General features: G+C 54.9%; 17 protein-coding genes. 12 read left to right on the top strand and 5 right to left on the bottom strand.

Annotated features, from left to right (window positions below; all coding sequences use genetic code 11):
- The first annotated feature begins 28 nt into the window (after positions 1–28).
- Positions 29–1,207 carry a DUF2252 domain-containing protein gene (locus BW686_RS07160; protein ID WP_084915657.1) on the top strand — a complete coding sequence of 393 codons (1,179 nt, stop codon included), beginning with the start codon at positions 29–31 and terminating at the stop codon, positions 1,205–1,207.
- Positions 1,208–1,336: 129 nt separating this feature from the next.
- Here BW686_RS07160 and tspO read toward each other — a convergent pair whose 3' ends face one another.
- From tspO to BW686_RS07175, 3 genes are all read right to left on the bottom strand, one after another.
- The gene (tspO, locus tag BW686_RS07165; protein ID WP_084915658.1) at positions 1,337–1,777 is read right to left on the bottom strand and encodes a tryptophan-rich sensory protein TspO; all 441 of its coding nucleotides are present in this window, start codon (positions 1,775–1,777) and stop codon (positions 1,337–1,339) included.
- Positions 1,778–1,917: 140 nt separating this feature from the next.
- On the bottom strand, positions 1,918–4,038 hold the full coding sequence (locus BW686_RS07170) for an alpha/beta hydrolase domain-containing protein (protein ID WP_084915659.1): 2,121 nt from the start codon (positions 4,036–4,038) through the stop codon (positions 1,918–1,920).
- Between the two features lie 132 nt (positions 4,039–4,170).
- The gene (locus BW686_RS07175; protein WP_084915660.1) at positions 4,171–4,848 is read right to left on the bottom strand and encodes a GntR family transcriptional regulator; all 678 of its coding nucleotides are present in this window, start codon (positions 4,846–4,848) and stop codon (positions 4,171–4,173) included.
- A gap of 282 nt (positions 4,849–5,130) precedes the next feature.
- Here BW686_RS07175 and BW686_RS07180 point away from each other — a divergent pair, with 282 nt between their 5' ends.
- From BW686_RS07180 to BW686_RS07230, 9 genes are all read left to right on the top strand, one after another.
- Positions 5,131–6,216 carry a phosphotransferase gene (locus BW686_RS07180; protein ID WP_084915661.1) on the top strand — a complete coding sequence of 362 codons (1,086 nt, stop codon included), beginning with the start codon at positions 5,131–5,133 and terminating at the stop codon, positions 6,214–6,216.
- A gap of 25 nt (positions 6,217–6,241) precedes the next feature.
- Complete coding sequence (locus BW686_RS07185; RefSeq protein WP_084915662.1) at positions 6,242–7,597, top strand: aspartate aminotransferase family protein; 1,356 nt, start codon at positions 6,242–6,244, stop codon at positions 7,595–7,597.
- Positions 7,598–7,701: 104 nt separating this feature from the next.
- Complete coding sequence (locus tag BW686_RS07190; RefSeq protein ID WP_084915663.1) at positions 7,702–8,370, top strand: haloacid dehalogenase type II; 669 nt, start codon at positions 7,702–7,704, stop codon at positions 8,368–8,370.
- 163 nt (positions 8,371–8,533) lie between these two features.
- Positions 8,534–9,355, top strand: coding sequence for an NADPH-dependent oxidoreductase (locus tag BW686_RS07195; protein WP_084915664.1), 822 nt, complete (start codon positions 8,534–8,536; stop codon positions 9,353–9,355).
- A 158-nt stretch (positions 9,356–9,513) separates the two neighbouring features.
- Positions 9,514–9,672: a hypothetical protein gene (locus BW686_RS26775; protein ID WP_179149194.1), complete on the top strand. Its 159-nt coding sequence runs from the start codon at positions 9,514–9,516 to the stop codon at positions 9,670–9,672.
- A gap of 929 nt (positions 9,673–10,601) precedes the next feature.
- Positions 10,602–11,336 (top strand): metallophosphoesterase, encoded by a 735-nt coding sequence (locus tag BW686_RS07210; protein WP_084915666.1) that lies wholly within the window; start codon positions 10,602–10,604, stop codon positions 11,334–11,336.
- Positions 11,336–11,677, top strand: a complete 342-nt coding sequence (locus tag BW686_RS07215; RefSeq protein ID WP_084915667.1) for a hypothetical protein — start codon at positions 11,336–11,338, stop codon at positions 11,675–11,677. The genes BW686_RS07210 and BW686_RS07215 overlap by 1 nt, the downstream gene beginning before the upstream one ends.
- A gap of 306 nt (positions 11,678–11,983) precedes the next feature.
- On the top strand, positions 11,984–12,388 hold the full coding sequence (locus tag BW686_RS07225) for a DUF6957 family protein (protein ID WP_084915669.1): 405 nt from the start codon (positions 11,984–11,986) through the stop codon (positions 12,386–12,388).
- Between the two features lie 124 nt (positions 12,389–12,512).
- Positions 12,513–13,064 (top strand): hypothetical protein, encoded by a 552-nt coding sequence (locus BW686_RS07230; RefSeq protein WP_084915670.1) that lies wholly within the window; start codon positions 12,513–12,515, stop codon positions 13,062–13,064.
- Here BW686_RS07230 and BW686_RS07235 read toward each other — a convergent pair.
- Positions 13,024–13,851, bottom strand: a complete 828-nt coding sequence (locus tag BW686_RS07235; RefSeq protein ID WP_143514163.1) for a hypothetical protein — start codon at positions 13,849–13,851, stop codon at positions 13,024–13,026. The two genes, BW686_RS07230 and BW686_RS07235, sit on opposite strands and share 41 nt — an antisense overlap.
- 78 nt (positions 13,852–13,929) lie before the next feature.
- Positions 13,930–16,119 (bottom strand): AAA family ATPase, encoded by a 2,190-nt coding sequence (locus BW686_RS07240; protein WP_084915672.1) that lies wholly within the window; start codon positions 16,117–16,119, stop codon positions 13,930–13,932.
- A 717-nt stretch (positions 16,120–16,836) separates the two neighbouring features.
- Between BW686_RS07240 and BW686_RS07245 the strand changes: the two genes are divergently transcribed.
- Positions 16,837–21,252: an ATP-binding protein gene (locus BW686_RS07245; protein ID WP_143514165.1), complete on the top strand. Its 4,416-nt coding sequence runs from the start codon at positions 16,837–16,839 to the stop codon at positions 21,250–21,252.
- 1,464 nt (positions 21,253–22,716) lie between these two features.
- Entirely contained in the window at positions 22,717–22,857 is a 141-nt protein-coding gene (locus tag BW686_RS07260) for an MbcA/ParS/Xre antitoxin family protein (RefSeq protein WP_081028677.1), read from the top strand.
- The last annotated feature ends 105 nt before the right edge of the window (positions 22,858–22,962 follow it).

Here is a 22,962-nt window from a genome sequence, read left to right on the forward strand (position 1 = left end):
ATGGGGTATGTCTCCTCAAGGTTTTCCGATGAAAACGCCTCGACCCAATGCACGGCTTCCCTCCTTGACCCACCTGCGCAATCTGAAGATGGCCCGCTCTGCGCACGCGTTCGTTCGAGGCAATACCGCTCAATTCTACGAGTGGCTTCACAGTCAGTCCGGCAGGCGCCTGCCCAGCGGTCCGCCGGTATGGATCTGCGGGGATTGCCATGCCGGTAATCTGGGGCCAACCGGGGATTTGAAAGGCCGTATCGACATCCATATCCGCGACCTGGATCAATCGGTGATCGGCAATCCTGCGCACGACCTGGTCAGGCTTGGATTATCGCTGGCCACGGCTGCCCGGGGCTCGGATCTGCCTGGGGTCACAACCGCGCGGATGCTCGAAGAGATGATGCAGGGCTATGAGCAGGCTTTCATGCACAAGCGCGATGAAGAGCCCGAACGCCCTGCACACGTGAAAGCCGGTATGCGCAGTGCGGTACAGCGCACCTGGAAGCATCTTGCCCAAGAGCGAATTGAAGACATGCGACCGAGCATCCCGCTGGGTAAACATTTCTGGGCGCTGTCTCGTGCTGAACGCGATGCGCTCAAAACACTCTGTGCCACGCCAGAGATTCATGCCTTGGTGACATCGCTCAAAGGCCGCTCCACAGATGATCGAGTGCAACTGATCGACTCTGCTTATTGGGTAAAGGGATGCAGTTCTCTGGGGCTGCTTCGCTACGCGGTGTTGATGGGCGTTGGCGATGAAGATGATCAAGAATTCTGTCTTCTCGATATCAAGGAAGCAGTCGCGGCAGCAGCTCCGCGAACGGCCAGGGCGCGCATGCCCAGAGACAACGGCAAGCGGGTGGTGGAGGGCGCCAGGCACCTTTCGCCGGGCCTGGGGAGCAGAATGGTTGCCGCACGGATGCTGGACCACTCGTTCTTCATACGTGAGCTGCTTCCTCAAGACATGAAACTGGAACTGGATGAGCTCACTCAGCCTGAAGCCATGCAAGCAGCGGCCTACCTCGCGAAAGTGGTTGGCATTGCTCACGCCAGACAGATGGATCTGGCGACACGCACAGCGTGGATCCGAGACTTGCAAACCAATCGATCACGGACACTGGACGCGCCTTCGTGGTTATGGTCGAGCGTTGTACAACTGGTAGGCAGTCACGAGCAGAGCTACCTGGAGCATTGCCGGCGTTATGCGCTCTAGCGTTTGATGCTGTCTGAATCGAGAAGGTGCAGGTAGATCCACTTTCTCGGATGGCCGTTCGTACACAGGCGTCGCTGTACGGATCGGCCAGCCGGATGATCTACCTTGGCAGGGTTCTCAGGGTCTGCGTCATTTATTGTGACGCAGAATATAGAAGTTCAGTGCAGCGGCCACCGAGAGCCACACCAGGTAAGGGAATAGAATCAGCCCTGTCACGATGTCCATCTGCAAGGCCATCACGACCATTGCGGCCACGACAATCCAGAGCACAACAAGCACTGCCATCGCAGTGACAATGCGGTTCGCTCCAAAAAACACGGGCGTCCACAATGTGTTCAGTGCAATTTGTGCTGCCCAAAGAGCCAGCACGGTCTCATTGCCAGGGAGCAGGGTCATGCGATACCCGGCCCAGGCAAGGAGCAGGTAGATCGTCGTCCACACTACCGGAAACGCCCAGTCAGGTGGCGTGAAACCGGGTTTTTTAAGCGCTTTGTACCAAGCCCCCGGTTTGAAGATGATGCCAGTGGCGGCGGCGGCGCAGCACGCCAGAAGAAAGATGTAGAAGGTCATGTGTGGTCCTTGAGTGAAGCAGTCCGGGTACGTAGAGGCAGTGGCTATCGAAGGTTGGACGTCTGCGCGATGAAAAAGTCCATTGTTCAGGTGGACAGTTCATCGAGAGGACAAACGAAAGACCTCGGAATGCACGCCTGCTAAGGCCCGTTGCGCAGGACTTTCTCCTCCGCTTCCATGACCAGACGAGCACGGTCTTCAGGCAGCAACATCCGCGCGCTGACCAGCGCGTCTGCCGCTGCGCGCACGGCCTCGACATAAGCGTCTTTGGTCGGGTAGCGCTCTTCAAGGGACGCTCGAGGGTCTCCAGCATCAATTCGTTCAGCCTTGGTCGCGGCGAACGGAATGAAGCTGCCCTGAAAGTTACAAAACCCACCATCGAACAGCTCGGGCCGGAAAGTGTTCCAGCCGGTATAGGTGCCAATAGGGGCGCCCAGGTACACATTGCGCACGCCGCCAATATCGATGCCGTCTGCGTCGACTTGCGGGACTAAAAGGTTGTAGCTGCCGACGCCTGCTTGCGGTGGTTCGCGTGTGAGTATCCCGGAACTGTCCTCCGGGCGGAAACGCGGGCCGAAATCAAGCACGTGGAGGCTATTGACGGCGCCGGTATAACGCAGCTCTGGCCGCGAGACACCGGCATAATTCGTCGCAGGAATCAGAGGAAAACGTACTTGATCCGCCGGCACGAGCGTGCCATCCGCCACCGACGGCTTTAGCGAAGCGGGCGGGGCGACGTCGTCGCGGACCCAGCTAATGAGGTCGGTGAGTGCGGCACGCATCGTCCAGGTATGGGGGTTCGGGTTCGATTGAACCTGGCACAATCCAAACACAGGAGTGACGGGTAATGGCAAAGGCGGCGGCGCGTGCTGCGTACTCGCCATGATAAATGTCCGTACGTTTTTCGGCTCATCAGCATCGCGCAAGCCCAGTGGGTCGGTAAGTCCGAGCGACTGGCGCCCCTCCCAGAGTTCGAGGGCCGTCGCCATATGAAATATAAGCGGGCAGGTGCTACTGGCGTCGCAGCGATCAAGCAGCCCCTGCGAGCGTCCGGTGATCGGATCTGTTTCGCGACCATAGGTAAACGGAAAATCGTACGCCGGGTAGTCATGGTCAACCTGCTGGCCCCAGGCACGACCGGGCTGAGCGAAGCGAATGTTGAGCGGCATCAGGCCGCCGCCAATATGTGGCATCGCGCCATCATAAACCTGATGTCCCTCCTCACTACGGTTGAACCCCAGCGCGATCATGCTGCGAATAAAACGCCCGGCTTGCGAAGAGCCGGTGATGATTGATTTGACCTCAGGCCCATGAACTACAGGGTTGGAAACCCCTGTATCGTCGTGCGCAGCGTGCTGGAAAAACGCGCCGACGTCCCGCGCAATCGCGAAGCCGATTCCCATGACCATCGGGTCTCTGGCGCGATAAATCAGTTCGTAGAGTTTTCCGGGTTGAAAGCCGGACGGCAGACATATCTGGGTTTCATTGGGCGTGTCACAGTCACCGAAACGCCAGTCGTTCGCAGGTATTTCCTGCCGAGGTGCATTCGCGCGCGGCCGCACCGTCAGGGTGGGACGGAAACCGTCCGCAAGCACCTTGGTATTGTCGGTTTCGACAGGTTTGTAGGTCGTGTGAGGAGGCGTGGAAGTAAACCATCCAGCGGACAGGCCAAGCCTGGTAGTCGGCGACAAGGTGGTCAACTCGCTCCGCACCACGCCTGTCACCGGCGAACCGTCCTTATTGATTGCGATCGGCAGCTGCACGATCATACGATTGTCGCCAGGGGCAACGTCCCCCTGCCAGGCAAACGAGATCAGCGTTGTACCGAGCCGTTGCAGAAAACCGTCCCCGGCGACTTCGAAATTGTTAAGCGCGCCAGGTTTACCTTGCATGTCAGCGTTAAACAACGACATCGCGCGCTTGCTGCCCCGATTGGGCACGTCGAACAGCAGGATGTTATTCGCCTTTGCCACGTCAGCGGGACGCAAGATTGCGATATCAGTCGTGTATTCGACCATCCCGTTTGCGTTACGCGGTGCGAGCTCAAGGTCCTGGATGATGCTGTTGGCGGCCTTTTCCGGATCCAGCTCTCCATAAGCACGCGCGAAGACACGCTCATAGGCACCGGTATTACCGAAACTCACACCATCGAAGGCGGGCTCGGTCCGCAGGATCTCAAGCCGCGTGATATGCGCGTGGGCCGGTAAGGCGACGATCATCATGACGCTGGTAAAGGTTATAGCCTGGAATAGACGGACCATCTCAACCCCCAAGTCTTTTTTGCGCCGAGGTTATCACAACCAACCTTCAGAGCTTTAAGGGAGGGTCGCCTTCACATCAAGCTCCAGCGGGAGAGGGCGCCGAAGACTGCCATTTCAGAATCGAGACGGTGATCATCGCCGCCTCTCGAAGTTCGCACGTAAGAGCTTTGTACTCAAATCTTCCCAGTGTTCGACAAACGCAGCCCGAGCCGTTTCGAAATCCCGGCTGCGCAAGCACTCTATCAAGTGCTCATGGTCGACAACGATATCCTTGGGGTCTTCATAACAGGGTTGCTGCAGCACCAGCAGCAACTCGATTTCGCTTTCCAGCATGGCATAGCTTCGCTGCAAACGCGGACTGCCGCTGGCACGGATAATTGCGCGATGGAAGTCACCGTCGGCAACCACAATGTCTGAAACAGGCGCATCGTCAGGGGCATTGCGCAGTTTTTCCACAGCGCTCAATGCCTCGGGAGGAACGACACCCCCCAGAATGATCAAGCGCACGGCCTCGGTTTCCAGTACCCCTCGCAATCTGGCGATGTCCACGATGTCGTCCGGCCCGAACTCGGGAATGCAAAACCCTCGATGCGGCACCTTCACCAGCAAACCCAACGAAACAAGCAGCTGCGCAGCACTGCGGAACGTGTTGCGTGCAACCTCGTATTCGTCGGCCATTTTGACGTCGCGCAGGAACTCACCCGGCTCGAAATCGCCATTCAGGATCCTGAGCTTCAGCTTTTCAGCCAGCACCTCGACCGCCGAAAGCCTGACGGGATGGGGCTCAATGTTCGTGCTGGGAAACGTCATTTCATTCAGGACCTGGGGCACTCAGCGGAGACGTGATTCTAATACAGCTGTGCGTGATGACACCAGCAGTGAAGCGTCGCCACTAAAAGATTGTGCAACAATTTTATCCAAAGAGTAAAAACAGAAAAATTAAATATTGATTAAAAACAAATAGTTAAATTTAAATATTGAGAAAACTCAAAAAACACACAAGGATCCCCTTCCAATATTAAAAGTTGTAGCACAATATTTGTCGACCAAAGGCGGGTGATGCACAAGCTGCCCAAAGCCAGGAGCTCTACGATGCGTGTGAATCAAGAACACCGGCTCAGTGAAGAGCTCGGGGTGCTGCAGGGAGATTTGGCGGCCTCTTTCACTTCAGTTTCACTGGAGGAAGGTGCGCGGATTCTGCAAGAGCAATTCGGGGTCGACGCTGACCTGACACGGTTTGCGACGGAAAAAGACGATACGTTTCGATGCGACAGCTCGAATGGCCAGTCGTATGTGCTCAAAATCGCCAACCCGCAAGAAGCTCCCGTGGAGCTTTCCCTGCAAATCGAAGTCATGCGGCACATCGAGCGCACATCGCCACAGCTTCCGATTCCCAGAGCCTATAAAGCGCTGGACGGTGAGTACCTGACTCGAATCGAAACCAGTCATGGGGAATCAAGGCAAGCGCGGCTGATAAGTTTCCTGCCAGGCACCCCGCTGGATAAAGCCAGCGTGAACTCGGTGGGGCGCGAACACATCGGAGAGTTACTCGCCCGTCTGAGGCTCGCCACCGCTGACTTTTCCCATCCAGGAGAGTCGCGCAAGGTGTGCTGGGACGTGCAAAACCTGAGGACGCTTGAACCGTTGATCGCGTGTGTGACTGACCCAATGCGCCGTACGCTGCTGGAAAGGGCACTTGAGCGTTTTTTTGCCATTGAAGGCTTGATCGACGGCTGCAGGAAACAGGTTCTGCACAACGACTTCAATACGTCAAACATTGTGGTCGACACACACAATCCGCAGGTTGTCAGCGGCGTCATTGACTTCGGCGATACCGTCAAGACGGCCATCGCCATTGATGTGTCCACCGCCATGATGAACCAGCTGGGCACAGTGGGGGCTGAAAGCGAGACCGATATTTTCGCTCCGGCAAAAGATGTGCTCAGGGGGTATCTGCGTGCTGCCGACCTGACCACCGAAGAGCTGGCTCTCATCCCGCACCTTGCCATGGCGCGCTTGACTACGAGGGCGTTGATTACCACGTGGCGCTCGCAGCTCTTTCCGCATAACAGTGCCTACATCTCAAGGAATGCCGCACCAGGATGGGGGCAGCTCGACTGGATGCTTAGCCGATCACCGTCACACATGTCAGAACTTCTGATGCCCTTCGCAGAATGATTCGTCCTTATTAAAGGAGCGTTAAATGAAGCACTCAAAAATCGAGGCTGTTCGCGGCGACATGCCCAATGGCTTTAACCCTGCCAATATCGATCATCTGGACGAATCCACGCGCGAGCATATTCGACGCCGGGTCGATCTTCTGGGGCCTGGGTATCGGTTGTTCTACAACGAGCCGGTGGGCGTTGTCCGTGCCAAGGGCGCTTATCTGTACGACAAAGCCGGGAATGAATACCTGGATGCTTATAACAATGTGGTGTCAGTGGGGCATTGTCATCCGCGGGTTGTGAATGCAATCACTGAGCAAATGAATACGCTGTGCAGCCACACCCGGTATATGCAGGACGGGATTCTGAATTATGCCGAACAGCTGCGCGCGACAACCGACGGCGAAATGGCTGCTGACGGTCAGATGATGTTCACCTGCAGCGGTTCGGAAGCCAATGACCTGGCCATCCGCATTGCGCGTCATCACACCGGCAAAACCGGTGTCATTGTGACTTCCGAGGCGTATCACGGAAACTCGGCAACCGTCGCGGCCTTTTCACCCTCGCTCGGCATCAATGCCACGCTGGACCCCTATGTTCGCCGGGTGCCGGCTCCGGACTCTTATCGAATACCGCGTGAATCACTGGGACGCTACATGGCAGACCAGGTCGCTGCACAGATCAAGGATATTCAGCGCCATGGCGGTGGCCTGGCAGCGTTCATTGCAGATTGCCTGTTTTCGTCCGACGGACTGTTCTGTGAGCCGGTCGACGTGTTCGGGCCGATTGCCGAGGTGGTCCACAAGGCCGGCGGCTTGTTCATTGCCGACGAGGTTCAGTCAGGTTTTGGCCGCAGCGGCACGCATTTCTGGGGCCATCAGCGTCATGGTGTTGCTCCGGACATTATCACCATGGGCAAGCCTATGGGTAATGGCTATCCCGTCGCGGGGCTGATGGCAAGACCGGAAGTGGTGGCCGGCTTTGGACGTGACATGCGGTATTTCAATACCTTTGGCGGCAATAGCGTGGCCATTGCCGCCGCCCAGGCAACCCTAGACGTCATTCAGCAAGAGCAACTCATGCTTAACGCCAATCGTGTGGGCGGCCTGATCATGGCCGGTCTTGAAAACCTGTCTGATCGATATGAGCAGATAGGCGACGTGCGAGGCACCGGTATGTACTTCGCTGTGGAATTGGTCACCGATAGGCAGAGCAAAACGCCTGATATGAAATCGGCCCTGAGCGTGGTCAACCATCTGCGTGAAAAACGCGTACTCATTTCCGCCACAGGACCCGATGCGAGCATCCTGAAAATTCGCCCTCCATTGATCTGGGCTGAAAGGGAAGCGGGGCGGCTGCTTGATGCGCTGGAGAGCGCCTTTGCCGCGTTATAAAACAGACGTCTGCTTCATCGAAACATTGGCCTGACCAAGTCTGTCAGCTGGCTTGTTTCAGGTTTGCCCCGTAATGATCTTAATGCCCATCAAGGAGCGCACCCATGAGTTTTCTTCGCCCCAAGTACATTACGTTCGACTGCTATGGCACGTTGACCAATTTCAAAACCGCAGCGCTTACACGTGAGCTGTTCGCTGATCGCGTCCCTGCCGAGCAGATGGATCAGTTCGTCAAGGACTATGCTGCCTACCGACTGGACCAGGTGATGGGCGATTGGCGACCTTATGACGAGATCCTCAAGACCGCCTTGGCGCGAACGTGCAAACGCTGGGGTATCGAATACCGCGATGAAGGCCAGCATTACTACGACGCCGTGCCGACCTGGGGCCCACACCCTGACGTACCGGCTGGGCTGGCAAAAATCGCCGACAAGATTCCCCTGGTGATCTTCTCCAACGCGATGGACGAGCAGATCATGTCCAACGTCGAAAAGCTCGGCGCACCGTTCCATAAAGTCTTCACCGCCCAACAGGCTCAAGCCTACAAGCCACGCCTGGCTGCGTTCGAGTTCATGCTCGATAGCCTGAACTGCGGGCCGGAAGACGTTTTGCATGTGTCCTCAAGCTTTCGCTACGACCTGATGTCGGCTCACGACATGAACATCAAACACAAAGCTTTCGTTGCACGCGGGCATGAACAGCCGGCGAATGCCGCTTTTGGCTACCACCAGATCACGGATATTGGCGGGCTGGCAGCGCTGGTCGGGCTTTGAGTACTCATTGCGTTTGAGGGGTATCACACCGCAGTAGGTCCCGGGCGAAGATCGCTCACCCAGACAGCGCCTGCAGCGCGCTTAGGGTATGTGAAACTTCGCCCGGGAGGCGTGCTGCGCTGTCGGCGTTTTGGTAGGCTCGGTCTTTATTTGGGGATATCAAATGACAGTCAACGCCCAGCTGAAACTGGCCGCCCGCTATGGCACGTCGGACGTCTCGCCGCTCAAACCATGGAACGAGACAATCGATCAATTGCTCGATCATCGCAGCGTTCGTGCCTTCACTGATCAGCCGCTGCCCGAAGGCACCATCGAGACCCTGATCGCCGCGGCGCAATCAGCCTCAACCTCGTCAAACCTGCAGGTCTGGAGCGTTGTTGCTGTTCAGGATAGCGATCGGAAGTCGCGTCTCTCGGCATTGGCAGGAAACCAGGCCTACATCCGCCAGGCGCCTCTGTTTTTCGTCTGGCTGGCAGACCTTTCCCGGGTGGCTCGAGTGGCTGAGCAGCAAAAGGTGGAACTGGAAGCGATACCCTACCTTGAAAGCCTGCTGCTCGGAACCATCGACGCCGCGCTGGCGGCTCAAAATGCAGTGGTGGCGCTGGAGTCGCTTGGGCTCGGAAGCGTTTACATAGGGGCCATCCGCAACGACATTGAAGGGGTGGCCAAGGAGCTTGGCTTACCTCCCCAGGTCTATCCCGTTTGCGGCCTCTGCGTAGGGTATCCCTCTACGGAACGACCAGCGCAGGTGAAACCACGGCTGCCTCAAAGCGCAGTGCTGCACCACGAGATCTATTCGGCGGCGGCAGATGTAGAAGCAGTTGCTGAATATGATGAGCGCCTGGGTGCGTTCTATCAACGTGAGGGAATGAAGGCTTCCGGGTGGTCGGAGCAGGTGGTCAACAGACTTCGCAGTGTGTCGAGCCTTCATGGCCGGGAAGAGTTGGTTGAGGAACTGAAGCGGATGGGGTTTGGATTGCTCTGAGCCAAATGCGCCATACATGATGTTGGACGCGACATGGATTGCGGATGGGAAGAGGGCATGCAGAACCCGATTAACCTGGTCGACAACCTCCCTCATGGCCGTGCCAGAAACGATGAGATGAGCGGGTTCAGTGCTGATGCGCATTCCTCCGGAATCCAGTGGCCGCATGCTGGCAACACGTGCGCTTCAACGTCGGTAGCGTAGCGGCGGATGTTCTCCGGCTGTTGGGCACCAAACCCACCATGACCACCACCGCCAACGGCAAGGACGGGCAGGGTCACCTTGGTCTTCGCCAATTGCTCGTTCTGCGTAATTGACCGGGGGAGAGCGCGATAATATTCAAATGCGTGGTGGAAGGTCCGGGGCTTCGAGTATGACCGGACATACCAACGGTGATTCAAAAGGCGAAAGCGGCGATACCAGATGAAGACGTGGTGGGGTTTCTTTTATGCGCGCTGTATCAACCTCCGCGGATGACCGGGTTGATCTTCTGTAATCGCATAAGCCTCTTACCCCCGGGTCTGCCTGCCCACACGCCGCCAGTCGTAAGGCGGTTTCACCGCAACGGTTACCTGGTGGTGAGGCGGACACGGGCGGATTGTTCGTGGTGGCCCACCATTACTTCGAAAACGGTGCTATCAGGCCTTTTTTCGAAGTGCATTGAACACAGGTCATCAACACAGGACATCACGCTGGGACAGATCGAGTGAATTGCTATGCCTACAGACTATAAATCCTTGAACAGCTTGCAGACCGCCGCGGAGGTCAAGCCGACCTCGATTCCCGCGAGTGTCGAGCGTGCTATAGCCGTGCAGTTTCAATTTTCGGCCACCGCTTACATGTGCTGCGCGAGCGTGGATCACGAAATCAACTGCCTGGTAGGTGTGGTTTACCAGGAACAACGCGGGCGTTTTCGAGATGGAGCGACCGTTCGGACGTCCTCGCTACGTCGAAGGTTCGAGAGTCACGGATACCACGTCTTCGAAACAAGCAATGGCAGCTCATACGTTGTTTGCGAGTGGGCACCTGACGGAATGAGCCCACGATTTTCTGGCGTACGCCACTAGGCATTGGGACGCGAATCCCGCAAGCCAAGCCGTTTAAGGCCACATGAACTATCAAGCGTATTCGGAAACAGCAAAGCTCATAACGGTGCCGGCGAGGTGGTCAAACAGGTGTGGAACTACTCCCACCCTGCAACGTGAAAACCACATTGATACACAGCAAATTCCAAAGTGACCGACCGATGAAGCTACGAATCTACTCAGACCTGCATAACGAATTTCACCGCTTCGATCCGCCGGCGCTCGACTCCGACGTCGACCTGGTCATTCTCGCGGGAGACATCGACAAGAAGGCCCGTGGCGTGAAGTGGGCAAATGACACATTCCAGTGCAGGGTCGCTTACATCAGCGGCAACCACGAATTTTATGACGGCCACATCGATCGAACTCTTCAAAAAATGCGAGACGCCGCTGAGCCCCACGTCCATCTGCTCGAGAACCAAAGCATCATCATCAACGGCACTCGCATCTTGGGCACCGCAGCGTGGACGGACTTTTCCGCAACGGGCGACCAAGTGGCTGCGAGCAGGATGGCTTGGGAGTGGATGAACGACTTCAATTACATCCGGGCTGATGCGGGATACCGACGCCTTAGACCCGATGACCTTGTCACTCGCAATCATGCCGCCAAGGCCTGGCTGACCCAGCAGCTTGCGCAGCCTTTTGAAGGCAAAACGATTGTCGTCACTCACCACGCCCCATCACCTGTAGTTGTAGGAACGAAGCATGACGGGCATCTGAATGCGGCTTACACCAACGACTGGCCCAGGCTCATTGAGAAAGCGGATTTGTGGGTCTTCGGCCATACCCACCAAGCTGTGGACGTCGAGCTTGGCGGCTGCAGAGTGGTCTCCAATCCCCGGGGTTATCCCAACGAGCAGACTGGTTTTGACCCATTTTTTGAGATTTCGATTTGATGACCAATTTTTCCCATAAGCGTGTCGCGGAGAAGGAAGCCGTCGAGCATCAGAGCCAAGAGGTTCCTGGTGCGGTCATCCGAGCTCAAGCCATGGATTGGGGTGTAACCATTGATGCATACCTATACGATGCGGCAAGGGTAGGGCAGCGATATGCAGCGATCGTGTATGGGGACAAATCCGGGGCTAGTCTCGACGGCATGACCGTTGCCACCCCAACGCTTGAACTTGTGAAAGCCCAGTCGGGATTTCAGCTGATGCGTACTCCCAACGGGGAGCATCACTTTCTGATCGTGAGTGAGCTCGGCGCCGAAGGACATACTGATGACATTCAGCATTGAGGTTCCTAGAGAACTTGTTCAAGCTGCATCGCTGAGCTTCAAATCTAGGATCAGTGGATTTCTATGGCGGGCGTTCCCTCACGGGGCGTGCCTGGCTGGTGAGATCCATGGAGATTTGAGCGAGCGCTTCTTGGAGGGTGGTCTGATACAGACCTCAGCCATCATGCAACTGACTAGCGAGCATGGGTGTTTGCTCGCCCATACGTTTACGGGCAGCTGTTATGTGCTCATCCAGCCGGCCGGCGCCGTGGAACAGAATTTTGGACACCTCTATAGGCACGAGGTACCACAAGGATTGGAGGATTGATGCATCTACTACATATCGCGGAAGCCATCGCGCTCGACGGCCAGCCGCTGCCTGGGGCGTCCGAAGCGGAAGGCGAGCTCATCAAGACACGTGTCGCAGAAACGGGCAAAGCATACTGTGCTGCGGTTGCTTGGGTCATAGTTGATGTACTCGATGTGGATGCCGAGCCATTGGCTGCCCTAGGAAGTTTACCCATTGTCTTGTTTAGCCATAGCGTGCTGCTTCACAGCACCGGAGACTATGAGAACAACGAGCGCATCAAGACCGGCTACGCGACCAGCTACGAGGGCCGGGGCATCTTTGAAACCAGTGACACGATCTTTGTGCTTGTTGGTCAGGGCTTCAGAAAGTCTGTCTCGATCAAGCTCCTGAATCAGGTTCCCTCCAGATCTTGGGCTCCTTAACTCAATTGCCTTCCTCCGGCGTCTCAGGGTCGAAGGACGAGATGCCCGAGTAGCCCCCACAGAGCTGCTGCTTTAAAGGTTAAGAATAGCGATACGCAAAGGAAGACGTCCCAGTGAGGTCAATATGAATACGGATATTCTCGATGCTCTAAAGAAGCTATGGGAGCTCCAGCAGCTTGGGCCTGAGGGGCTGTGGAAGGAGCCTGCCTTCGACAAGCTGCGAAAGGCGTGTGCGGCCAAATATCAGCAAGGTAAGGTAACGTTCGGGCTCACATTCGCCTTGGATCATGCGCTGAAATCGTTGGGCGTGGCGTGCTTGTCTCCATCGTCAAGGCAGTCTAGCTCGTTTGACCCAACCCTCGCCTCGAGCATGCTTGAAGCCGCGTTCACCCAGAAGACGATACGCCGTCGTTACCTGTGCCCGCTCGACCTGGCTGAGCAGATACCACCAATGACTTTCGGAAATGCTAGGGTCGCGGTGCTCACTGCTGCGGAGCTGGATGTGCTCTTCGATAGGTCGCGACTCGCCAGGTACTATCCCAATCAGGATCTCAATTTCGACGGTTTCTCTCAATTTCACTGGCTCATAGTTGAAGAGGGCATTGCCTTCGCCGATCCGCTGAATCGAATACTGATCAAGTCGTCGATGCCGCATGCGCTAATAGCTCAGCCTTGAGCTCGTCGAAGAATGCCGTCACCATGGCTGAATACGGCTTCTCATCACCCTGCAGATGCCGCAAGCCCTCGATTTCACGCAGCGCATCGCGTAGGTAGTCTGCCTCAGGATCGAGAGCGTCCTTCTCTAGCGCTCGAAGAATTTTGTCCTTGTGGTATCGCAGCTCGTTGAGTCTGCTCGTTCTGCTTTGAACGAGTCGGAGGCGATTGAGCGCAAAAACACTGATGTTGCTAAGGGCACGAGTACGGTCTGGCTGGTAGTCAGGTTTGGCCAATACGATGCTGTAATGTCCCCTGGCTGACCACATGAAGAAAGGGTCTGGATCTTCTTCGGTTGGATTGATCAGGTGCGCACGCTCAGCATTCAGATCCTGAGCGGAGTAGGTCGCGCGGGCTCCGTCGATAGGAAATTGGTTTAGCTTCCCGTACGCCACTTTGGCTTGCGTTGATTGAAGCTTAAGAAACTCAGCCTCCGTTATTTCTTCGGTGATCAAATGCTGTCGACGAGATTGGTTGCAGTGCTCGCAGGACGCGAGAAGGTTGTCCCAGGAATGCGCGAGCCACCAGTATCCCGGGTGATTGGGATCATCTGTTACCGCCCCTTTAGGGCGAAAATGCTCGACATCGACATCGCCCAACAGCTCCCCCTCACAGTAGGCGCATTTGTTTTTGAACAACGCCCTCAGTGTGCTTTGTACGTCGAATGCTTTGTACTCCTCAAAGACGAATGCTTTGCTGCCGGCGGCCCCAGGGACATAGGTCTGATAAAAAACTACAGCGGCATCCATCTCCGCCTTCACAACCGCTGCAGGTGTAGCGAGCGACGCTGGGATTCCGACAGTGCCACGATCTACATATCGCATACCTTAGCCATCCCTGCGCAACAATGCTGTCAGTACTTCTTCTACTGCTTCTGCGCGCAATCTTGGCCGAAGCTCGCCATTTCGCGCCTCTCGTTTTTCCAAATACTGCATAAGCGCATCCTGCACAATTTGGCTAGTCGGAGAATCCCCAATCGTCAGCCTATGGACAAGATCTACTGTCGACTCAGATAGCGCGATTTCTAGCTCTCCGGTTTCCACGGAGCGACGGGCGACATCTCCTGCTAGCGTTGCGAGTTCAATTTCTGCACCCGGATCAGTAGTGCTGGCCAACCCAAAATAGTCCGAGGTGAGCAGTTGCTCCGCAGTCATTCCGCTAACGGGAGGCAGCTCACTCAGTGATACTATTTTGTTTTGCATATCGCGCTGGAGTACGACCACTTCTCCGTCATCCATCCCTCGAAGGCAGAGAGGGTCGTGAGTTGTTACTATAAATTGAACTTTTGGAAACACCCTGCGCAATGAGGTCATTACCTGCATTTTCCACCGAGGATGGAGATGCGTTTCCAGCTCATCAATCAGGACGACCGCTTGGGCTTCTTCTAGATGATCCCAATTATCGATCAGCTCCCGAATGATGTCGACAGTCATTACAAACACAGAGCGATAGCCTTCACTCAGAGCGTCAATAGACGTCACTTGGCCGTTGGCACGAACGGCAAGCCGTGTTGGTTCGACAATAAGTTCGTCATCATCATTGAGAGCGAGAATTGTCCGAAGCGCAGATGAGATGGTCGCCAGACGCTTCCCCGTTTGCGCCCGTAGCCATTCCCCTGGATACGGGATTGTAGCCAGTGGATCGAAAAGTGTTCTTACCCGAGCAGCTGCGCCACTTCTACGATCTTTTATATTGGTATTGAAAAAACGCCGGGCTCCGTAGCCTAAGACAATGACTGCAGGCTCATCGCCTCCCTTTGCGCTACGGTGCACTGGATCATATTCGAACCACGCAGAAGCTTTTTTGAAAAAGAAGTCCACCTTCACCGATACCCGCTTATCATCAAGTTGATCGAAGGTGTCGGTGTCAGTGCTTTGGACTAGGCCTGGGAAATAATTTTTCAGTTTTTCGGCTTCGCGATACCCGATCAAAGCGAGGGCAATAGAGCAGAGCACGCTAGATTTCCCCATGGAATTTTCACCGAGAATTATCATCGCAGGCATACCTGCTTTCTTCGCACGGCTTGTTGGGAATCTGAGAGTCAGCTCTTCAACAGCCTTGAACCGAGAAATGCGGATCCTAGAAAGCTCGTGGCTATGAATCGTGACAAATGGTTCTACGGCTGTTTGCCTTCGAAACGCCAACGGCGCGCTCGTGTCCTCAATTTGAACAAGCCGACCACTAACTTCTGCTTCGGTTGCGAGTCGTAATCTACGAATCTCCTCGTCGCTGGCAAACCGGATCGCTGACATCAAATTGTGTACGAATCTCTCGCCGTTTCCACGTATTGGTGATTCTGGCCGCCAATATCTGGTGATTCGTTTCAAGACCTGGAGAGCGGCTCCTAGATGTGCTGAATCATCGTTAAGCAAATAATCCAGCCGTCTCAGCTGCACAGGGTCATCAAGGTATGCAAGCATGTCTGCAATGACGCGCTGTCGCTCAGTAACCAATTCAATCCGGTTCAGGTAAAAGATGATTACTGTCTCATCCCCCTCCTCGGATATGGACTCGATGGTACCGTCCACTAAGAATCTAAAATGTTTATCCGGATTCTGAGCTGTGGGGTCGACAATTAAAGATGCCTCTTGTTTGAGAACCTCATCGAAGGTCGCCAGGTAGTCAGCGCGGTCGCCCGCCACGGGGAAGCGGTTGCCCTTGGCTTTGATGCAGGCATAACAGGCGTAGAAAAGGTTGCGCCATTCGAATGCGAGCCATAAGTAGTAGTCAAGCTGCCCATCATTAGCTCCGTCGACGTACCGTTGCGGTCGGAAGTGGAGGGTGCGGCCTTGACCATCCAATTTAGTCTCGCAAAAAGCACATTTCCCTTTGAAGGCTCGGCCAATTTCGGAGAGCCATTCTGAATCGAAGAAAAGATCCTCGTTTAAGCCATCCCGTCGCTCACGCCTCTCCGATTCACCGCGTCTGAGGTAAGTCAGTAGCTCTTTCCGATGCGACGTCACGCGATCGGAGGTGAGAAACGATGGTGGCTGCTTGGGCCTAGAAATGCGTATCATTCTGTTCCTTGCTAATGTTCCATATTCTCAACGTGAGAGCACATGACCGCGTCCCTACGAATACAAGGTGCGAACGGTTGCGTCCATAGAAGCGAAAAGTAGCCTAGTGCTACTATGGCTGTCCAGATGGATACAAACGTCCTCACCTGAGTTGCTCACACGCACATCCGACGAACCATTCGATAGCGCTTACGTTCGTACCCTATTGTGAAAGCTGCCGGCACCGGACTAGAGCGCTGGCGAGTAAGTTGGGGTTCAGTTACATCTGATAACCTACCTGCTTGTCGCAGTGTGGTCGACGGATAGCAATGGAGTGGCAGCGTTCTTCTCTGTCACGGCTTTCCAGAAGAGGAGAGCCGTGTCGGTTGGTGATCGAGAACGATGAGCTGAGTGGCACGCTGGCCGGGCAGAGGTATCCGATTCAGCAGCTCATCGTACCGCACTAGTTACCTATTTCCGTCGCAACGCCACCCTGTAGGATGAGGAGCGGAGTGACGACATGCCTGCCGACTGCGACATCGGTGATTCGATGGGTCGCTTGCATAGACAAGCCCTGCCGGCCTAGACCCAGGCAGGGCTCCACCTTCATACCCCTAACTATGCGGGCTGGCGTGAGCCGGTTAACCAACAGACGAATCAACCGATTCGCTGGCTGATTATCGGAGTGGGATCAGTAAGCTACCTCAGGCCATGGGCGATTCCTTCGTCCCTGAGCTTGTGAAGATCAATATCCGAGACACCTGCCGGAAAAAGTATTACAAAAGCAAATCCTCGTACTCCGGCGTCTGCCTTATGACCTTCGCTTCTTCTCCACCTCCTGCCATTCGGCGAACCTTCTGCGCCATTCCTGAATCCGGAATGGATGATATTGAGGCTTGGTTGGTTCGAGATCACCTCGGGTTTCTGCCGTCAATCACTTGGGACGAGGTTTCGGAGTCGATGCGTGTGTTGATCGTGTCGGAGGCCGGTGCCGGAAAAACGTACGAGTGCAAGACTCGACAAGAGCTCCTGTGGGATCGGGGAGAGCCAGCTTTCTATCTGGAGCTGTCAGAGCTGGCGATGGCTTCCCTCGAAGACCTGCTGACGTCTGAAGAAGAGTCTCGTCTAAAGGTCTGGCTTACATCGCAATCAGATGTTGCAACATTTTTTCTTGATTCGATAGACGAACTTCGTCTTACATTAAAGTCGTTCAAAACGGCACTGAACAAGCTGAGCAAAGCTTTGAGCGGCCATTTGGCTCGGGCACGAATAGTGATCACTACTCGCCCGATACCCGTAGATCTAAAGCTAATCAGTCGCTACCTCCCGCTTGAATTGGTTCCGGAGCAAGACGTAACGCCGAGCGCCGAAGGTTTCGCGCAGGCTGTAATGGGTAAGGCCGTAGAATCTCGCGATGCCGATTCGGAGGTAGCCAGATCAGACCTTTTGGTTGTTACCCTTTTGCCACTCTCAGACCTACAAATTCGAGGAATGGCAGCGCTGGAGAGTGTCACAGAAATTGACGACTTTCTCTCCGCCATCCATGCTCGAAATGCTCAAGATTTTGCCCGGCGACCGCAAGACCTCATTGAGCTCTGTGTGGATTGGAAGGAAAGCCGAAGGATCAGAACTCACGCTGAACAAGTGCATCATAATGTGCTCGTAAAGCTCAAACCCCGCGTTGAGCCACCAGAACTCATCGACCTGTCGCCAGAACAGGCCTATGAAGGCGCCAGCCGGCTAGCTCTAGCGGCCTTACTCACTCGAAAACTTACAATTAAACACAACACCCAGTCAGACCTGAAGGTAATGTCTGCCTCTGTCGCATTTGATCCTACCCGCGTCTTGGCTGATTGGGAGAATGACAAAGTCCAAGTACTCCTTGAACGAGGACTGTTTGGGTTTGCAAATTATGGCAGGGTGAGGTTTCACCATCGGTCGGTAGTTGAATACCTAGCCGCTGCACGCCTAGAGAATCGTCTGGCGCAGGGCATGTCTTTCAAAGCCGTAAAACGCCTGCTTTTCGCCGAAACTGCCGAAAATGTGCCTGTCATTAGACCATCCATGCGACCAGTGGCGACTTGGCTTGCACGGTCGCATCGGAGCATTTTCGAGGAGGTAAGGAATCGCGAACCAGAGCTTCTTTTCCTTCACGGCGATCCAGAAGTGTTGACTCTCGAACAGCGAAAAGAAGCGCTGAGCGCTTTCGTTTCGCGATATCGCAACGGTACTTGGCGAGGCATCAGGATTCCGGCGCTGCAAGCTAGTCGTTTCGCATCCACTGACCTGTCGCCATTGGTCAAAAAATTTTGGGAAAGTGGGGTCGAGAACTTTGAGGTTCGGGAACTCCTGTTGCAATTGGTCGGCGCTGGCCGGATGAGTAACTGCGCCGATTTTGTGTTGTCGGCTGCTATTGACGTGTCGCTTTCCTCGGACGAGCGGTGGGCTGCAATCGAGACCTTGGTGCAGATACAGGACACGCGGGTTCTAACGATAGCGCAAAGCATGGAAAAAGAACCGAAGCTTTGGACGGAGAGGTTGATTCGGCTCGCGCTCCCTGAGTTCTTTCCTAATCTCATTTCATCTGACCAACTTGTGAAATTGTTGGTGGCACAGCCCGCCGACTCTAGAGACTCTAGCGGGCTCATGCGATATCTCTGCCGGATGATCAGAAATGTAAGTATCGAAAAAGAGGCTATTCGAAGGCTGCTTGAGCTCCTTCTGGAGGTTGTGGAGGCCGAACTCACATGGTCGGAGGGCTGGCCTCATATCAAAACTTCGCGTCCTGACCTGTTGCCCTTGCTGGCTATTACTTGTTTCCGATCTTTAAGCTCTAGTGCAACTGATGAGGTCGTGATCCGTGCCTCTATTGTACTGTTGTCGATAGTCTCCGGTCAGCATTCTGACGACGACAACTCCAACGAGTTAAGAAAATTTTTTGATGAGGCACCAGCTGTTCTCCGTGAGCGCGTCTTCTGGTGTGAGGACGCTTGGCGTCAGAGGCTCAATCATCAAATTGACCCTTGGCAGCGTCTGTTTCCAACTGCTCATTATGGCTCGCTGCACCTCGATTTTAATGGTGATCACGCCTGGATGTTAGCGTCATTGGCACAGACCCAAAGGCGCCTCGATGAGCGCCAACTAGTTTTAGAAGCACTGCTCCATGCATTACCAAATAGACCATCAGAGGAAAGTTGGGTCGGGTATGTCGAGTCAATCAAGCCAGCCACGGGTAATGATCCAGTCTTGCTTGCAAGGTTGGAGGAGGCGTTGATGCCCGTGATCAAGTCTGCGCAAATGGTTGCGTTTGAGGAAAGGGGCCTGCGAGCTCGTCGAGACGCTGAACTTCGCGCTGAACAAGATCGGCGGTATTGGACTGAATTCTGGGGGCTGATCGTTGAAAACCCAGAGCAAATACTCGAGTGCAATAGATTCGAAGATCTTTGGGATGTCATGGGTAGGACGCCGGGCCAAAACCAAGCCTCCGGTTGGAATCGACGTTTTCTGGAACGGCATTTTGGCAGGGCTGTAACGGATCGAATCAGGGATAACATCAAGGTGCTGTGGCGCCAGCACCCCCCGAAGTTGCCGATGAATCGCCCACGAGATGAAGTTGGATGGCACTACACTAGCTGGCGAATCGGGCTGGCGGCTCTCTGGGCAGAGGCTGAGGATCCTCTCTGGGCGACAAAAATCAGCGAGGACGATGCCCGGATAGCTGCCCATTACATTTGTGTAGAGAATCTTTCGTCACCTGCCTGGTTTAATCAGTTAGTGGATAGTTGGCCTTTGATTGTTCAAGATACGCTGGGCTCTCAACTGCGCTGGGAGCTGACCAAGACAGCCGAACCAGGTGACCAATCTTGGGTATTGCATGCCCTCCGGCGCTCACCGACATCAGTGATGCAGCCTTTCATTTCCGTTTTCCAGCATTGGATAGTTAGCTTCATCGAGCCGCAAGTTGATACTGGGGAGCACCACGCTGCGTGGGAGCGTGCAAACGCGGTGCTAAAGATCCTAGTCTCCCTTAGAAATGAAATAGGGCCTGATTTTCTATTGACCACTGTGGGGGACAAACAGCGCGCCGCGACGACTTCTGCATTTTCGCAGCTCTGGCTTTCAGCTTACTTGGCTCTCGATCACGATGCGGCCATCGTTGAGATTACTCGTATTCTTGCCTCCGAGGCTCCGACTCCAATGGGAGCGGGCGTCGTGCTTTTTGCCAATCTGTTTGGTGGGAGGTGGAATAGCTTGCCGTTCGATTTGGACTTTGGTCGTTTCTCTGTCGATCAGCACGTCCGCCTTCTCAAGCTAGCTTACCAGCATATTAGGGCCACCGACGATGCGAGGAGGGAGGGCACATTTACCCCAGATGTTAGGGATGATGCTCAGCAAGCGCGTAACACCTTGTTGGGAAGCTTCTTGAGGTTAGAGGGGGCCAAGGCATGGAAGGCGAAGATGGCATTGGCGGCTGATCCACGTTTCTCCCATTTCCAAGATAGGCTCCGTGCACTCGCGGTCGAGCGTGCCGCGGAAGAAATGGACAAAATGGAGCTGACCGAGCACGAAGTTCGCTTGATAGACACCATTGGTGACGCTCCACCAAAAACGCGAGATGACATGTTTGCGTTGATGAGGGACAGGCTCGACGACATCGATGATTTCCTTCTGCGAGACACATCCTCCCGCGATACCTGGGCACTGATCAACCTGGAGAAACTGATGAGGCGCGAAATTGCTCGTTGCCTTTCCGATTCAGCCTATGGGCTCTACACCGTAGATCAGGAGGCCGCCACGGCAGATGAAAAAGAGACCGACATTCGAATGCGCGCAACATCCGGCCAGCAGGCCACGATTGAGTTGAAAGTTGCCGAGAAAGGGTGGTCAGGCTCTGCCCTTTTTGAAACCCTTCGCAAGCAATTAGTGCAGAAATATATGGCAGCTGTGACCTGCCGAAGCGGTTGTCTGATAGTAACAGTGTCGAGTAAGACGACTTGGCAGCATCCAGTCACTGGCGTGCTCATTGGTATTCAGGAGCTCCGGACACTTTTAGAAGCAGAAGCCGAGGCCATCATGGAGGAAATGGCGCGCGAGGTGAGGTTGCTCGTCAGGGTCATTGATCTGAGACCACGCCTTAAAAAAGAGAATTTCTGACCAGCCCTTTGCCACGGCGTATACGTTCTCGCTCTCTGCTAGTCGTAAATTTTAGGAAGGCTTCAGTCATGTAGCGCTCAACGTCGATGACGTTCCCGCACCCGAAATAACGTTTCCGGCTCCGGGCGTACTTGGTGGCGGGGCGGTCGTTCGCAGGAAAATGGGGCTTCCATGAGTGAGCTGGTATGCGTCGAATGTCTCAGTGACAGCTATTTGTAGGCGAATTTTGCGGACAATGATTTCGACGAATGCGACTATTGCAACGAGGAGCGGCCGGTCGTAACGCTGGTAGTGGTGGTTGAGGAGCTCGAAGAGGCAATTCAGGCTCATTTACCTGTGCTGAGCAACCTCCTGCAATTATTCATCATGGATACCCCGAGGTAGGGTATTAGATCTTTGACGTGCTGCAAATCGTGCTCGGCGCTGATGGCATGGATTTGCTCAGCGATCTTGACCCAGTGCAGGTTTTGAACACCTCCAGGGGGAATGGCAAGGCCCGGATCCAGTGATCGAGGCCTTACTTCCGTGGCGACCTTACGTCAAACGCGGACGATTGTACGAAGGCTCGGGGCTCAAGAACTGCGGCACCTTCGACAACATAAGGTCGCATTCAATCAATGCTGGCCCGTGCCAGAAAAGCGTCCAGCGCTGGTAGTCTTCCTCCGTCTCGATCACGTAAAGCGTTTCCTCCCTGGATTCCCTGAAAAAACGGATAAACCAAGCGGGGTTGACCTTGGATGGCACTCGAAGCTCATACCCATCGTCCGACCACCCCACCCAGTGACTGAAGCAGCTGCGCTCAAAGTAGTCATGCATCTGAACGAAGTAGTACGAGTGACCCTCGTCAGCCGGTGCTGTTGCGCAGAGGTCTTTTCCATGGTCACGCCACGATTTGAAAGCTTCCTGGAATGACTTAAGGCAGGTCTCCCATGACTCGAAACCATAGCGTCGCGCGACTATGGCCAAGCAGGCTCTGTGTCGGAGAGTCTTTTGGCTTTTACGCTTCAGAATCTTGGCTTCGCGTTTGATTCTTTGCATAAGCTGAGGAGTGAGGGGGTGCGAGGGAGCAAGAGATTTAGACATAGCTATCCCATAAATCCAATACGGAACACTGGCCCGCTCAGGCCCTAGATTTTGGGAAGTCGTCAGATTTTTGCTTACAGTGTTCTCACTTGGCCAGCGGGCGGCTTAGGCACCTGTAGTCGTACCTGTGGCCGAAATGGTGCTGCAAGTCACTCGAAGCTGTCAAGGCACAGGGTAGGCACAGATCCTCCGTAGCGGTCACCGTGATTTCGCGTCCGTAGCGCGGTTCGCCAATCCGTCAAAACGGTGCGATTCGCTCTCAAGGTAAACTGTACTCATAACAGGGCTGTGTTGGTGATCCGCATTTTCGGGCGCCTGCCCCGATCGCAGACGGCCGATCGTAATGATGCGTCGTGAGAAACGACTAGCGCGGGGTGGCGAATGCAAGATGTTGACGTGGTGTGGCAGAAGGCCGAGCAGGTGTTTGGTGACAAAGCCAAGGCAGTTGTGTGGCTGTCGACGCCCAAGCATCAATTCGGTGGCGCGGCAGCCATTAGCGTTCGGCAGTTGCTATTCCTCTAGAGAATTGGGGAGAGAGGCTTGCTGATGTCGGTGATCTTGGCAGATGATAAGCATATGCTTTGACAGCCTACGGCTTCATGCCACGCTGATCACTTGGTGCTTTGC

It is taken from the genome of Pseudomonas syringae, assembly GCF_002157375.1.
In the GTDB taxonomy this organism is placed as follows: Bacteria; Pseudomonadota; Gammaproteobacteria; order Pseudomonadales; family Pseudomonadaceae; genus Aquipseudomonas; species Aquipseudomonas syringae_T.